Origin of the sequence: Aequorivita vitellina (genome assembly GCF_022008365.1) — a bacterium.
Taxonomy (GTDB): Bacteria; Bacteroidota; Bacteroidia; order Flavobacteriales; family Flavobacteriaceae; genus Aequorivita; species Aequorivita vitellina.
In genome coordinates, this window is record NZ_JAIRBA010000004.1 from 26,467 (window position 1) to 39,740 (window position 13,274).

13 protein-coding genes and 1 tRNA gene are annotated in these 13,274 nt (G+C 39.0%); 3 read left to right on the forward strand and 11 right to left on the reverse strand.

Annotated features, from left to right (window positions below):
• Positions 1–74: 74 nt before the first annotated feature.
• Positions 75–950 (reverse strand): alpha/beta fold hydrolase, encoded by an 876-nt coding sequence (locus K8089_RS02905; RefSeq protein ID WP_237601775.1) that lies wholly within the window; start codon positions 948–950, stop codon positions 75–77.
• Positions 951–1,051: 101 nt separating this feature from the next.
• Positions 1,052–1,612: a Crp/Fnr family transcriptional regulator gene (locus K8089_RS02910; RefSeq protein ID WP_237601776.1), complete on the reverse strand. Its 561-nt coding sequence runs from the start codon at positions 1,610–1,612 to the stop codon at positions 1,052–1,054.
• 49 nt (positions 1,613–1,661) lie between these two features.
• On the opposite strand from K8089_RS02910, the gene K8089_RS02915 reads away from it, so the two are divergent.
• Positions 1,662–1,799, forward strand: a complete 138-nt coding sequence (locus K8089_RS02915; protein WP_237601777.1) for a hypothetical protein — start codon at positions 1,662–1,664, stop codon at positions 1,797–1,799.
• Here K8089_RS02915 and K8089_RS02920 read toward each other — a convergent pair.
• The 9 genes from K8089_RS02920 to K8089_RS02960 form a co-directional block, all read right to left on the reverse strand.
• Positions 1,783–2,469 (reverse strand): DUF5995 family protein, encoded by a 687-nt coding sequence (locus K8089_RS02920; protein WP_237601778.1) that lies wholly within the window; start codon positions 2,467–2,469, stop codon positions 1,783–1,785. The two genes, K8089_RS02915 and K8089_RS02920, sit on opposite strands and share 17 nt — an antisense overlap.
• Positions 2,470–2,801: 332 nt before the next feature.
• Positions 2,802–2,875: transfer RNA gene (locus K8089_RS02925), tRNA-Asp, on the reverse strand.
• Positions 2,876–3,178: 303 nt separating this feature from the next.
• Positions 3,179–4,108 (reverse strand): DUF58 domain-containing protein, encoded by a 930-nt coding sequence (locus K8089_RS02930; protein WP_237601919.1) that lies wholly within the window; start codon positions 4,106–4,108, stop codon positions 3,179–3,181.
• Between the two features lie 73 nt (positions 4,109–4,181).
• The gene (locus tag K8089_RS02935; RefSeq protein ID WP_237601779.1) at positions 4,182–4,646 is read right to left on the reverse strand and encodes a copper resistance protein NlpE; all 465 of its coding nucleotides are present in this window, start codon (positions 4,644–4,646) and stop codon (positions 4,182–4,184) included.
• A 79-nt stretch (positions 4,647–4,725) separates the two neighbouring features.
• Positions 4,726–5,271, reverse strand: coding sequence for a ClpP family protease (locus tag K8089_RS02940; RefSeq protein ID WP_237601780.1), 546 nt, complete (start codon positions 5,269–5,271; stop codon positions 4,726–4,728).
• Between the two features lie 185 nt (positions 5,272–5,456).
• Positions 5,457–5,774 carry a thioredoxin gene (gene trxA, locus K8089_RS02945; protein WP_068761863.1) on the reverse strand — a complete coding sequence of 106 codons (318 nt, stop codon included), beginning with the start codon at positions 5,772–5,774 and terminating at the stop codon, positions 5,457–5,459.
• A gap of 152 nt (positions 5,775–5,926) precedes the next feature.
• The gene (gene dnaE / locus K8089_RS02950; protein WP_237601781.1) at positions 5,927–10,357 is read right to left on the reverse strand and encodes a DNA polymerase III subunit alpha; all 4,431 of its coding nucleotides are present in this window, start codon (positions 10,355–10,357) and stop codon (positions 5,927–5,929) included.
• 187 nt (positions 10,358–10,544) lie between these two features.
• Positions 10,545–10,994 carry a ferritin-like domain-containing protein gene (locus K8089_RS02955; protein ID WP_237601920.1) on the reverse strand — a complete coding sequence of 150 codons (450 nt, stop codon included), beginning with the start codon at positions 10,992–10,994 and terminating at the stop codon, positions 10,545–10,547.
• A 180-nt stretch (positions 10,995–11,174) separates the two neighbouring features.
• Entirely contained in the window at positions 11,175–11,966 is a 792-nt protein-coding gene (locus K8089_RS02960; RefSeq protein ID WP_237601782.1) for a DUF6252 family protein, read from the reverse strand.
• Positions 11,967–12,104: 138 nt separating this feature from the next.
• Between K8089_RS02960 and K8089_RS02965 the strand changes: the two genes are divergently transcribed.
• The gene (locus K8089_RS02965) at positions 12,105–12,692 is read left to right on the forward strand and encodes a 30S ribosomal protein S16 (RefSeq protein ID WP_237601783.1); all 588 of its coding nucleotides are present in this window, start codon (positions 12,105–12,107) and stop codon (positions 12,690–12,692) included.
• A 12-nt stretch (positions 12,693–12,704) separates the two neighbouring features.
• Positions 12,705–13,229, forward strand: a complete 525-nt coding sequence (rimM, locus tag K8089_RS02970; protein ID WP_237601784.1) for a ribosome maturation factor RimM — start codon at positions 12,705–12,707, stop codon at positions 13,227–13,229.
• Positions 13,230–13,274: the final 45 nt, after the last annotated feature.

The following is a 13,274-nucleotide window of genomic DNA, read 5'->3' on the forward strand; positions in this document are numbered from 1 at the left end:
ATTCATATTTCTTTAAAAGATTCTTTTAACCATTATTTCACCACACATACATCAACTGGCCATTGTTTTTTTGATTAATCGCTTAGCCACTTCTTCATTATTGCAACTGTCCTTTTGGGTTTTTCTTCCTGAACTAGATGTCCAGCTTTAAAAGCATAAGTGGTTTCACTCGAAAAGAAGTTTTTCCACTTCTCCAGATTCTTCATTTTTATAAAATTGTCTTTTTCACCCCACAGAATCAATACAGGCTTATTCTTTATCACAACTGCATTTTGCCATAGTTCTTCATACCAATCAGATGAACCAATTAAGGATTTTCCAAGGTTGAGCAGGCCATATCTGCTGTTCCTATTTGGGAAAGGTTTTTTATAGTGGTAGTGTACTTTTTTACTCAGGAGCTTCTTAGTGTAAAAAGCTTTTTTGAGCAGCACTGTGGGTGAAAAATTAGTGTTTAGATATAAGAAATTGCCCAAACTGCTATGAAGGATTCGGTCTATTTTTTGAGCGTTTTTATCTTCCTTTGTTCCCCATAGCCAGGTATTAAACATCACAATTCTTTTTACATTTTCAGGATTTGATATGGCATAAGACAACCCAATGGGTCCACCAAAATCATGAACTACTAGCGTTATGTTTTTTAAATTGAGATGTTCAATTAGCTGCCTTAGATTGATGGCGTGTTCTTGCGGTGTACCGACAAAGTCTTTAGGTTTATCAGACAAACCAAATCCAATAAGATCTGCTGCAATACACCGATAGTCCTTTGAAAGTTCCCTTATAAAATCCCTATATAGGAATGACCAGGTTGGAGTGCCATGAACAAACAGAATGACGTCACCCTTTCCTTCATCAACATAATGCATATTGCCTGCTTCTAATCGCAGAAAGTTGTTTTTAAATGGATAAAGGGCGGTGTCCACCCACGATTGGGAAAAGATTGTTGCGTTCATTATGGATAAGATTAAAATGTTAAGTAGCTGTTTTACTGTTTCTTATTTTGAAACAAAGATCAGGCACATATCACATTTTATTTTTGGTATAAACCAAGATTCTAAATCTTAATCGTATTGAACAGCTTACTAAAGTTTGATGAATCAATCCGCAAATAGGAAGCTAAGTCTTTATGGGCTACAAGGCTGAATAGGTGTGGGCTTCTTTGAGCAAAAGATTTGAATCGCTGATTTATATCAAAAGCCATTAATTCATAGTGACGCTGTACCATGCCAATTAAAAGGAGTTCGGTTGCTTTTCTGAAAAGGGTTTCTATTTCCCGATGTTCGTGCATCAATTGCTGGTGCTTTTCAAAAGAGAGTCGAAGGAAGGAGCTGTCGGTAATTGTCTCCAAAAAATACGTTGAGGGGGTTTGCGTAAGAAACGATTCGGGTATCCCGCTAAATGAGGGTGGATAGGTAAACGCAATGACATGCTGCTTGTGTTGGTTTAGGTAATAGGATTTTTGAATACCGTCAAGTACAAAATAAATGTATCGCTCCGTTTCTCCAGGGGCTGTCATTACAGTTTTTTTGGGAGCCTTGTATTCTGTCCATTCCGAAAGGTACGCGTCAAGGATACTTTGATCTATTGGATGTATTTTATTAAAGAAGTCTTTCATTGTTTTAGCGCTTGTACATAACTGGAGTCCCTAATAACCTCTAAATTAAATGAAAAATACGTTGCTTAAAAGCCGTGGGATGTTTTTAAGGGAAATAGGCTGTGAGTTTTTAGAAAATGGTGATATGGTTTTAGGAAAATGCAAGGCTTTTTATGTAAAACGCATTCGTTTTAAAACACACAAATAGTATCTGCACGCTTTAAAACTGTTTTTTCAAGTTGAAAGCGAAAAGCCTCGTGAGCTTCGGGTTGTTCAATTTTTAGAAGCATTTGTGTGTTTTCCCAAACATCTTCCCGCCAGCTGGTAATAAGTTTAGAAATTAAGTATTCATCCATTCTACCCAGCAAACTATCTACCCATTCAAGCATCGGGTTTAACGGCTCTAGAATTTCATCTTGTACACGATCAATGGTGCATGCAATTACATAATTTACGCGTTTGTGATCTTCATAGCGTTGTTGTCGTTGCGTTATGGAAAGGGAGTTCCATTCAGGTTTTAAAAGATCGAATAAGGCTAATACTAAGTCGTAATTTATATGTGCATTAACCCCAAGTATTAAGCACTGCAGTTCGCTTAACTCTTTGGTACAAGTGGTTTTATGCGCGTGTTCCCAAACTTTGGAGGTTAGGTCTCCACAATCATAACACGTTAAGGAGTCGAAATAATAATCTGCAAAACGGTGTAGCAATGTATTTACCCAGGCTGAATCGTGAAATTCGTTGTTGTTAATTGCCGAAACCATGTTGGTACTCATTAAATGATAGCAGCTTAAAAACACATGGCGCGAATCTTTGGTAGCTTTCCAATCATCGGCGTAGCGGGCCATTTTAACCAATACTGGATCTGTTGGACTCATATTTTTTATATTTAATACACTATTAAAATATACAAAATACGATTTTTTATTATTGAAAAGAAAGTGACGGTTACTCTAACACCTAATTTAACCCAATTTATAGGTTTACCAGGATTTTTGCATAAACACAACAATTAGGCTTGGTCCCTTTTATATGCCAAAAACGCATCAAAATCCCCCAAACAAAAAAAGCCCATCCTAATGGATAAGCTTCTCATCGGTCTTCCCGATAGCTATCGGGATTCAACCACATCCCGAAGTTAATTCGGGACAACACAACTTCATTCCTCTTTCTAAGGTGAAAGAGATACCCGATTTCTCGGGTGTTTATGCGGTCTGGACGAGACTCGAACTCGCGACCCCCTGCGTGACAGGCAGGTATTCTAACCAACTGAACTACCAGACCAATATTATAAATTCGTTTTCACGATAATCGACAACAGTCGATTGGTAATATTGTTACACTAAATTTTAATAACTATCTCTTCTTCTATCTAGTATTCTAATCATCCCGATAACTATCGGGAGAACTACCAGACCAAGTTTTTCACTCTATCCCGAAACTTAGGGGCAAACCCCAACAACAGTTGGGCATAGTGAAAAATTGTTACCAATACATTTTGAAATTTCTCTCTTGCTGTATTAAGCGGTGGCAAATATACCACTCCATTTCATTTTCACAAACTATTTTTTTAAAAAATATTAAATATTATCCAAACTTCTGACGTTCCACTAGATACGTAGTCAATATCTTATTAAAACTTTCATTAATGTCGGTTAAAACGTACTTAATTCGGTATTGCGCACAACGCAGCTGCAATTCGGTGAAGTACTTTTGCACTGCTTCGGCATATTCTTCTTTAATATTATCTGCGTAAAGGTTTACGTGTTCTCCAGTTTCAACATCTACAAAGCGCTTGGGACGGTTACTAAAATTAAATGTTAACTCCTTCTTTTTATCGAAAGTGTGAAAAAGTATAACTTCGTGTTTGTTGTACTTTAAATGTTGCAGCGCCTCAAAAAGTTTTTCAGCTTCTGCATCGCTTTGAAGCATATCGGTAAAAAGGAAAACCAAGGATCTTCGTTTTAGTTTTTCAGCAATTAAATGAAGATGTTCGTAGGTTTTAGTTTCCGTTTTTTCTTTTGAAGAAATCAAGGCTTCGTTTAGTTTTTGAAGCAGCATTTGGTGATGGCGCTCACTGCCTTTTTCCGAAGCGTAAAACTCATAATTATCGCTGTAAATACTCAAGCCAACGGCATCGCGCTGACGTTTCATTAAATTTAAAATTGCCGCTGAAGCTAGAACCGAAAAACCAATTTTATTTAAAGAATTTATATTGAATTGCTTTAGCTTTGGATAGTGCATCGAGCTGCTATTATCTACAATTAAATGGCAGCGCAAATTTGTTTCCTCCTCGTATCGCTTGGTATAAAGCTTATCGGTTTTGGCAAACAGTTTCCAATCTATATGTTTGGTACTTTCGCCATTGTTATAAATTTTATGTTCGGCAAATTCAGCAGAAAACCCGTGAAACGGACTTTTATGTAGCCCAGAAATAAAGCCTTCCACCACTTGTTTTGCAAGCAGCTCTAGGTTTTTAAAACCCGTAATCTCGTTTATTTCCTTTTCTATATTCATATTGTCATCCTGAGCGCAGGCGAAGGGTCGTTTATTTCTTTTTCTATATTCATCTTCTTTTTTATAGAAGAATTTATTCAACAGTTTTTTTCAGAATATAAAAATCGGCCAGATCGCCAGTTACCACATTGCCGTCCAAATCAAGCATAGTCAATTGGTTTTCCCCAACTTTGAATTTTAGGGTTCCGTTTTTAATATTCAGGGTGATTTTTGAGCCTGTTTCGTCCCAGGTAAAGGTACCGGTCTCTCCTATTTCTGCTTTTTTATCTTCATAATCGCTTAAATAGGTTTGAGACAAGATGTAGGTTTTATCGTCTTTTAGCTCTACAACAGTTTTTATTCCATCGCAATCTGCACAGGGTGTGGTACCTTCGTAAACCCCAGCCCAATCTAGCGAGGTTTCTGAGTTATGTGAATCAACAACTGTTGAATCTACAGTTTCCGTCATGTCTTCGGAAGAAGCTTCCGTTTTTTCGCCATTTTTACAACCAACTAAAGTGATGGCGACGACACCAAATAATAATGCTACGTTTTTCATCTTTTTCTTTTTTTTAATATTGAACTTTGTTAATACTTTTCTACTGTTCGTAGGTTCATTTAAAAGTTTTGGGAAGTTCTTATTTTGAAATTTTATCTACAATACCATAAGATACAGATTCCTCGGCGCTCATCCAATGATCGCGGTTAAAATCTTTCATCACTTTTTCGAATTTCTGACCGCAGTTTTCGGCAAGGATACGGGCGCTAATTTCTTTGGTTTTTAAAATTTCCTGTGCGGTAATTTCTATATCGCTAGCAACGCCTCGGGCGCCTCCACTTGGTTGATGAATCATAACGCGAGCGTGTGGTTGAATAAAGCGTTTTCCCTTTTCGCCAGCAGAAAGTAAAATACTTCCCATAGACGCTGCCAAGCCAGTACAAATAGTTGAAACTGGACTCTTTATTTCTTTTAAGGTGTCGTAAATAGAGAACCCGGAAGTTACGTAACCACCAGGGCTATTTATGTAAAATTTAATTTCGTCGTGGCTCAAGGCATCCAGATACATCAATCTGTCTACCACGTGGCGCGCGCTTTTATCGTCAACCATTCCCCAAAGAAAAACTTTGCGTTCCTCTAGTAATTTACCATCTATTTTATCCTGTACTTTTTCTGTTTTTTTCATAGTTTTTGGTCTGTGTCCTCCATCGTAGTCAAGAGGTTTTCTATAAGCTTACTATTTTAAAATGCGGTCTCGACTGTGCTTCAACTACGCTTAGCATAAACTCGCGACCAGCCATTCCACTAATATAGAAAAAGGCCTAGCAATACGCCAAGCCTTTTGTTTTTAATTTTTCTTTTTCAAATATTTTACAAAAGTGAATCGATTGCTTCTGCATACACATTTTTAGGAGCAACGCCAACTTGACGGCCTACTACTTCGCCATTTTGAAAAACCAAAACGGTTGGAATGTTACGTACGCCATATTTAGCGGCAAACTCTTGGTTTGCATCAACATCTACTTTTCCTACTACGGCTTTACCGTCGTATTCTTTGCTTATTTCTTCAATGATGGGTCCTACCATTCGGCAAGGTCCGCACCAGGCTGCCCAAAAGTCAACCAATACCGGCTTATCGCTTTTTAAAACCGTTTCTTCAAATGTTGCGTCTGTTATTTCTAATGCCATAATCTTCGTTTTTTTAATGAATTTCAAAAATAGTTAATTTTTATACTAATTCTTACACTCTTAATATATGTTTAGGAAATGTGGGTATTGTTTATTTCTATTGCTATATTTTATTCTTGTTTATCCAGCTTTTAAAATGCAACAAACACTATTTAATTCAACTTATACCGCACCTGTTCCCGGTCAAGTTCGTCCAGCAATTCCTTGGAAATATTTATTTTATGCTTTCTACTGGGCATAGTGAGGTGAATTTTTTCTTCGTTTTCATAGACCACAAAAAACAATTGTTTTTTACCTTTATGGGTATTAACCAATGTTTTAAGGGAATCTAGTTTGTCCTCTTTTAAATCGTTTAGCGGCATGGTGATGGTTATCTTTTTTCCGTAGGTTTCCATCACATCGTGCAATAATAGGAAGCTGTTATATTGAAGTCGCGGCTCGCCTTTTTTACCAGTATCGCGATTGGTCCAGCCTTCTTTTACGAAAACTCGCCCGTAAATAAAACTATTGGGAACCAAGAAATGGCGCCATTTTAAATATTCTTCGCCAAATATTTTGAAGTCGTAACTATCGTCATAATCTTCCACTGTAAAAATAGCCCAACCTTTTCCCGCTTTCGATTCTCTGTGTTGCACATCGCTTACTACCCCGCCAAAACACATTTCCTTATTGATAAAATCTTCCAAATGGTTAAAATCTGAAACTTTGCAGTTAGTAAAGCTGGTCATTTCTATTTTGAAATCGTCCAGCGGATGGCCCGAAATATAGACGCCAACCACTTCGCGTTCCTGTTTCAGTTTTTTCATCGTGCCCCATTCTTCGCAGGGCGGTACTTCAGGTTCAGGAATTTGCACTTCGCTGGCATCGCCAAAAAGGCTCACTTGCGAAGAGTTTTGTGTTTCTTGATATTTTGCGGCATATCGCAAAACTTTTTCAATAAACATTACGCCATCGCCACTGTCGTGTAAATATTGCGCGCGGTGGGTGTCAAAACTGTCGAAACCACCCGCCAAAGCCAAGTTTTCAAAAGCTTTTTTATTTGCGGAGCGCAGGTCAATTCGCTTTGCCAGATCAAAAACCGATTTGTATTTACCATCCTTTCTGTGCTCAACTATTGTTGCCACGGCACTACTACCAACGCCTTTTACAGCACCCATTCCAAAACGGATTGCGCCTTGGTCGTTTACGGTAAATTTGTGGAACGATTCGTTGACATCCGGACCCAAAACCGTTAGTCCCATTCGCTTGCACTCGTCCATAAAAAAGGTAACTTGTTTTATGTCGCTCATATTATTACTCAGCACCGCCGCCATATATTCTGCGGGATAATGGGCTTTTAAATAAGCGGTTTGGTAGGCAATCCAAGCGTAACAAGTAGAGTGCGATTTGTTAAAGGCGTAGCTGGCAAAAGCTTCCCAATCTTTCCAGATTTTTTCGAGTTTTTCGGGGTCGTGGCCTTTTTCGGCTGCTTGGGCAACAAATTGCGGCTTCATTTTATCGAGCACTGCTTTTTGTTTTTTACCCATCGCTTTTCGCAAAACGTCGGCTTCACCTTTTGTAAAACCTGCCAACTTTTGCGAAAGAAGCATCACCTGCTCTTGGTAAACCGTAATTCCGTAGGTTTCCTTTAAGTATTCTTCCATTGCTGGAAGGTCATATTCAATTTCTTCTTCGCCGTGTTTTCTTCTAACGAAACTGGGAATATATTCCATCGGGCCAGGACGGTATAGGGCGTTCATCGCAATTAAATCTGCAAAAACCGAAGGCTTTAACTCTTTCAAATATTTCTGCATTCCGGCAGATTCATATTGAAAAATACCTACTGTATCGCCTCTTTGGAAAAGCTCGTACGTTTTTTCGTCGTCCAGCGGAAAGAAGTCTGGATCGAGGTCTATATTGTGTTTGTGCTTTACAAGTTTTACGGTGTCTTTAATAAGGGTTAGTGTTTTCAACCCCAAGAAATCCATCTTTAAAAGACCTGCACTTTCCACCACCGAGTTATCGAATTGGGTAACGTACAAATCGGAATCTTTTGCCGTGGCAACGGGCACGAAATCTGTAATATCGCTGGGCGTAATAATTACACCGCAAGCGTGGATACCCGTATTCCGAACGGAGCCTTCCAGTATTTTTGCTTGATTTATAGTTTGCGATTCCAGATTGGTTCCTTCTGCCAGATTTAGAAGTTCTTGCACTTTTGGCAGCTCATCGCTTCTAAAGCGGCTTCGTAAATCTGCAGGACTCAAACCGAAAATTTTGTTCAGCTTAGTCATATTCGGAATCAGTTTCGAAATCCTATCGGCTTCATTCAACGGCAAATCCAACACGCGCGCCGTATCGCGAATGGAAGATTTTGCGGCCATTGTACCGTAGGTAATAATCTGTGCTACTTGATTGCTGCCGTATTTGTCAATAACATAATCCATAACCCTGCTTCGGCCTTCGTCATCAAAATCGATATCGATATCGGGCATACTCACACGGTCTGGATTTAAGAAACGCTCAAAAAGCAGATCGTACTTTATGGGGCAGATATTTGTAATTCCCAAGCAATAGGCCACCGCACTTCCCGCCGCAGAACCACGGCCCGGCCCCACGGACACGTCCATTTTTCGGGCTTCGGCTATAAAATCCTGTACAATTAAAAAGTAACCAGGATAGCCGGTATTCGCAATTACGCTCAGCTCAAAGTCTAAACGTTGTTTTATTTCCTTAACCCGATCTGATGCCCCTTCGGGAATTTCAGCATCGGTGAGCACTTCATAGGAAACTTCAATTAATTCGGGGTAGCGTTTTTTAGCACCTTCATAGGTTAGGTGTCGTAAATACGCATTTTCACCGCGCTTGCCACCATCAATATCTTCTGGGTTTAAAAACTCTTCCGGGATTCCGAAATTAGGAAGTAAAACGTCGCGATGTAGGCTATACGGCGCTATTTTATCAACTACTTCTTTTATGTTTAAAATGGCTTCGGGAAGATCTTTAAAGAGCGACTTCATCTCGTCTGGCCCTTTAAAGTAATATTCCTGATTTGGCAGACCGTAACGATAGCCGCGACCGCGACCTATGGGCGTTGCCTGCTTTTCGCCATCTTTTACGCAAAGCAATATATCGTGGGCGTTGGCATCTTCTTTACTTATATAATAGGTGTTGTTGCAGGCAACAAGTTTTACGCCGTTGCGCTTTGCCATTTCAATTAAAACACCGTTTACGCGCTTTTCATCTTCTTGATTATGGCGCATAATTTCTACATACAAATCTTCACCAAACTGTTCTTTCCACCAATGCAGTGCTTCTTCTGCTTGGTTTTCACCAACGTTTAAAATTTTTCCGGGCACTTCGCCATAGAGGCTTCCAGTTAAAACAATAAGATCTTCTTTGTATTTTTCAACTATGTTTTTATCAATTCGCGGCACGTAATAAAATCCGTCGGTGTAAGCGATGGAGGCCATTTTGGCTAAATTGTGATAGCCATTTTTGTTTTTGGCGAGAAATACAATTTGGTAGCCATTGTCTTTATGGGTTTTGTTTAGATGGTCTTCGCAGACAAAAAACTCGCACCCTACAATTGCTTTTAGCGGTTGTTGCGGATTTTCATCGTCGTCGTTTTTGGGTATATCGGCAAGTGTTTTATTGTAATTGGAAACCGCTTGTACAAAATGAAAAGCCCCCATCATATTTCCGGTATCAGTAAGCGAAATAGCGGGCATATCATTTTTAACTGCTGCGTTCACCAAGTCTAAAACACTGGAGGTAGATTGCAGAATTGAAAATTGCGAATGATTGTGAAGATGCACAAAAGGGGCGTCTTCGAGGGTAGCAATATTTTCTTTTATTTCTTCGGAAGAAATTTTTTCCGTTTCCGAAGCAGCTTGCATTTGTTTTCTAATTCGGTCTGAAGCCTTTTTCAAGTTGATATGCTCTAAACCAATAAGCTGAAACGGCTGCGGATTTTCCTTTGAAAAATTTTCGAAATAATCTGGCTGAACCACAAGTTCTTCAGCGGTAAAAATTTGACGTCGCACCAATTCTAAGAAACAACGTGTGGTTGCTTCAACATCTGCGGTGGCGTTGTGTGCTTCGGCAAAGGGCTCGCTAAATAGAAATTCGTGAAGCTCGGTTAAGGTTGGCAATTTAAACTTGCCACCACGGCCACCGGGAATTTGGCAAAGCTGAGCGGTAGTTTCGGTACAGGTATCTAAAACCGGGAGATTGGGCATGGGATTTTCCATGCCTAAACGGAAAAATTCAGCCCCCATAATGTTTAAATCGAAACCTACATTTTGCCCGACAAGGAATTTGGTTTTTGAAAGTGCTGCTAGAAATTTTTCAGCTACTTCTTCCAAGGAAATACCTTCGGCAGTTGCGAGTTCTGTGGAAATTCCGTGAATTTTTTCGGCGTCAAAAGGAATGTTGAAACCTTCTGGTTGCACAAGATAATCCTGATGCTCTATCAAGTTTCCCATGGCGTCGTGCAACTGCCAGGCAATCTGAATACAGCGTGGCCAGTTATCGGTATCGCTAACGGGAGCGTTAAAGCGTTTGGGAAGGCCTGTGGTTTCTGTATCGAAGATTAAATACATCGGGATTATTTATTGATTATTACTATTTACTATTGCTGATTTCGGCTCCGCTCCGGGAACGTTTTGGAAAAAGTAAAAATAGAAAAATCCCCTGCTTTTAGGTAGTTAAATTGTTAGGAGTTGTTCACAATAAAAAACCGCTTTTGGAAAATTCCAAAAGCGGTTTCAATCCTTCTTTTTCAAAATATTAGGATACTACAGTTTCAAAGTTTTTTGCACTTTGCCAAGCATTTTCAATGGTGTCTCTTTGCTTGGTTAATATTTGTTGGGTTGTGGGTGGTAATGTTGTATCGTTTATAACCTCGTTGTATTCTTCAACGGCGGCTTTTTCACCTTTTTGCACTTCATTTAAAATGGTTTCTTCGTTATTGGAAGAAAATGCGGTTTCAATATCCATCCACGTTCTGTGCATTGTGCCTGTTGCACTTCCTCCCTTTTCGGGGGTTTCGCCGTAGTTTTTAATTTCAGACTTTATCTCGTGTCCAAAATCGTATCTTTTCTGAGCCTGTTCGTTAAAAAATTGCTTCAGTTTTGTGTTATCCACATTTTCTGCTGCTTTTTTATAACCTTTTTCGGCGTCATAATTTTTTTCTAATAGTTGATTTAGTTTGTTCGACATTTTTTCTGTGTACTTCATCATAATTGTTTTAAATTATACAGTTGTTTTTCATCGTCATTCCTCTAAAGACAACTGTTTAACTTCATTCGGATATACTCGAATATACCAGAAATAATAGCGGCTGGACGAATTATTAACCTAAGTTTAAAACAAATTAACAGGGTTTAACCTTTGTAGTAGCTGTAGTGCAAATAGCAATTAATAACCAACATCAAACTGGCCTTCTGTAATCTCAGACATATCTGTTACAAAAGAAAAGGTAGCTTTAATTGTCTCTGCAGAAATATTGTGGTCAAGAATATTAATGGTGCCTTCTGAAGTAGTTTCAAGTCCATCTACTCCTTGGTATTTAGCTGCGAATCCTGCTCGTGGAAGCGTGTATTCTCCAGGTTCAACATTGGTTGGCACAGAAACCATCATTATAGCATTTTCAGTGGTGGCAGAAGTAATAATTGCATTATCTGTACTTCGCGATGAAACGGTAAGTGGCATAAACGCAATGCCATTAACATTCGCACTAAACGAACCCGCATTGTTGGGATCATCAATATTTACATTAGAATATGGAATATCGTACAGCACACCTTTAGACACATAAACCGTATCTATTCCCGCAAGGAAGGCGTTAAATTTAAAGGTTCCCGAAAGCGTTTTATTGGTTTCGTTAAGTTCTGAAATTGTTACAACACCTTCTCCATTTGGATCTGTGGTATAGACATTACCACCCATATCGCCATAAATTGCGTAGTTTCGCGCACCTTCTTCAATAGTAAAATTCCCTTCCCCTAAACGCGAAAGATGGATTGTAATAGATTCATCTCGATCAAAACCTTGAATCGTTACGGTACCATTTGGGTTTAACGCAGCACGAGCCTCGGTAGAAATGTAGAGATTATTATCTACTTTTGCCTGTAATGCAACTACATTTGTTTTAGTATCTTCGCAGGACATTAGCGATATTACAGCAATTAGGAAGAGTAACTTTTTCATCAGCAAATAGTTTGTAAGCCTTTTTTTACAAATGTAAAAGAAAAACTTTAATTGTTTGAATTTCAAAACTAAAAAAACACTATCTTTGCCGTCCTTAATTATAACCGGGGTCGAGAACCCTAAAAATTAATTGTAAACATGCCTGTAAAAATCAGACTACAAAGACGTGGAAAAAAGGGGAAACCTTTTTTCTGGATTATCGCGGCAGACAGCCGTAGTAAAAGAGATGGTAGATACCTAGAAAAAATAGGTTCGTACAATCCAACAACAAACCCTGCACAGATTGACCTTGACGTGGACCTTGCTGTAAAGTGGCTTCAAAACGGAGCACAACCTACAGATACGGCTCGCGCCATTTTATCTTACAAAGGAGCTTTAATGAAAAATCACCTTGCTGGTGGTGTTCGTAAAGGCGCTTTAACTGAAGAACAAGCTGAGGCAAAATTCAACGAGTGGTCAGAAACTAAAAAAGGTTCTATCGATCACAAAAAAGCAACACTTTCAGAAACTAAAGAAAAAGCGAAAGCTGAAGCTCTAGCTGCTGAAAAAGCTGTAAATGAAAAGCGTGCCGCTGAAGCTGCTGCCGCTGCTGCTCCTGCAGAAGAAGAAGCAACTGAGGAAGAAGTTGACGCAACCGCTGAAACCGAAACTGAAGAAGCTCCAGCTGCAAAATCTGCAATTGAAGAAGCTGCAGACGAAGCAAAAGAGGACAAGAAAGAAGCTTAAAAATTAAAGACGATGCAAAAGGAGAACTGCTTCTACTTGGGCAAAATCGTTAGAAAATATAGCTTTAAGGGGGAACTGCTCATTAAACTTGATACAGACGAACCCGAACTCTTTACCGAAATGGAATCGGTTTTTGTGGAACAACGCAAAAACCTGATTCCATTTTTTATTGAAGAAAGTTCACTGCACAAAAGCGAATTGCTTCGCGTGCGTTTTGAAGATGTAAATGACGAAGCCGACGCCGATGCACTAATTGGCGCACATCTTTATTTGCCTTTGGAATTTCTTCCAAAACTTACCGGCAATAAATTTTACTACCACGAAATAATTGGCTTTACTGCCGAAGACAATTCTTTCGGAGAAATTGGTAAAATAACTGGCGTTAACGATACAACGTCGCAAGCCTTGTTTGAAATTGACCGCGACGGAAAACAAATCTTAATCCCGATGATTGACCATTTTATTAAAAAAGTAGATCGGGAAAAGAAAACCATACTTTTGGAAGTGCCGGAAGGGTTGATTGAAATGTACCTATAGGAGGAAATCTCAAATACCAAATCTCAAATCTCAAAAACTTCAAGT

What these genes read in the sequence shown, in the direction of transcription:
- K8089_RS02905 (WP_237601775.1), bottom strand. Translation starts at nt 950, where the DNA reads ATGAACGCAACAATCTTTTCCCAATCGTGGGTGGACACCGCCCTTTAT.
- K8089_RS02965 (WP_237601783.1), top strand. Translation starts at nt 12,105, where the DNA reads ATGCCTGTAAAAATCAGACTACAAAGACGTGGAAAAAAGGGGAAACCT.
- trxA (WP_068761863.1), bottom strand. Translation starts at nt 5,774, where the DNA reads ATGGCATTAGAAATAACAGACGCAACATTTGAAGAAACGGTTTTAAAA.
- K8089_RS02935 (WP_237601779.1), bottom strand. Translation starts at nt 4,646, where the DNA reads ATGAAAAACGTAGCATTATTATTTGGTGTCGTCGCCATCACTTTAGTT.
- K8089_RS02910 (WP_237601776.1), bottom strand. Translation starts at nt 1,612, where the DNA reads ATGAAAGACTTCTTTAATAAAATACATCCAATAGATCAAAGTATCCTT.
- dnaE (WP_237601781.1), bottom strand. Translation starts at nt 10,357, where the DNA reads ATGTATTTAATCTTCGATACAGAAACCACAGGCCTTCCCAAACGCTTT.
- K8089_RS02940 (WP_237601780.1), bottom strand. Translation starts at nt 5,271, where the DNA reads ATGAAAAAAACAGAAAAAGTACAGGATAAAATAGATGGTAAATTACTA.
- K8089_RS02915 (WP_237601777.1), top strand. Translation starts at nt 1,662, where the DNA reads ATGAAAAATACGTTGCTTAAAAGCCGTGGGATGTTTTTAAGGGAAATA.
- K8089_RS02920 (WP_237601778.1), bottom strand. Translation starts at nt 2,469, where the DNA reads ATGAGTCCAACAGATCCAGTATTGGTTAAAATGGCCCGCTACGCCGAT.
- K8089_RS02955 (WP_237601920.1), bottom strand. Translation starts at nt 10,994, where the DNA reads ATGAAGTACACAGAAAAAATGTCGAACAAACTAAATCAACTATTAGAA.
- K8089_RS02960 (WP_237601782.1), bottom strand. Translation starts at nt 11,966, where the DNA reads ATGAAAAAGTTACTCTTCCTAATTGCTGTAATATCGCTAATGTCCTGC.
- rimM (WP_237601784.1), top strand. Translation starts at nt 12,705, where the DNA reads ATGCAAAAGGAGAACTGCTTCTACTTGGGCAAAATCGTTAGAAAATAT.
- K8089_RS02930 (WP_237601919.1), bottom strand. Translation starts at nt 4,108, where the DNA reads ATGAATATAGAAAAGGAAATAAACGAGATTACGGGTTTTAAAAACCTA.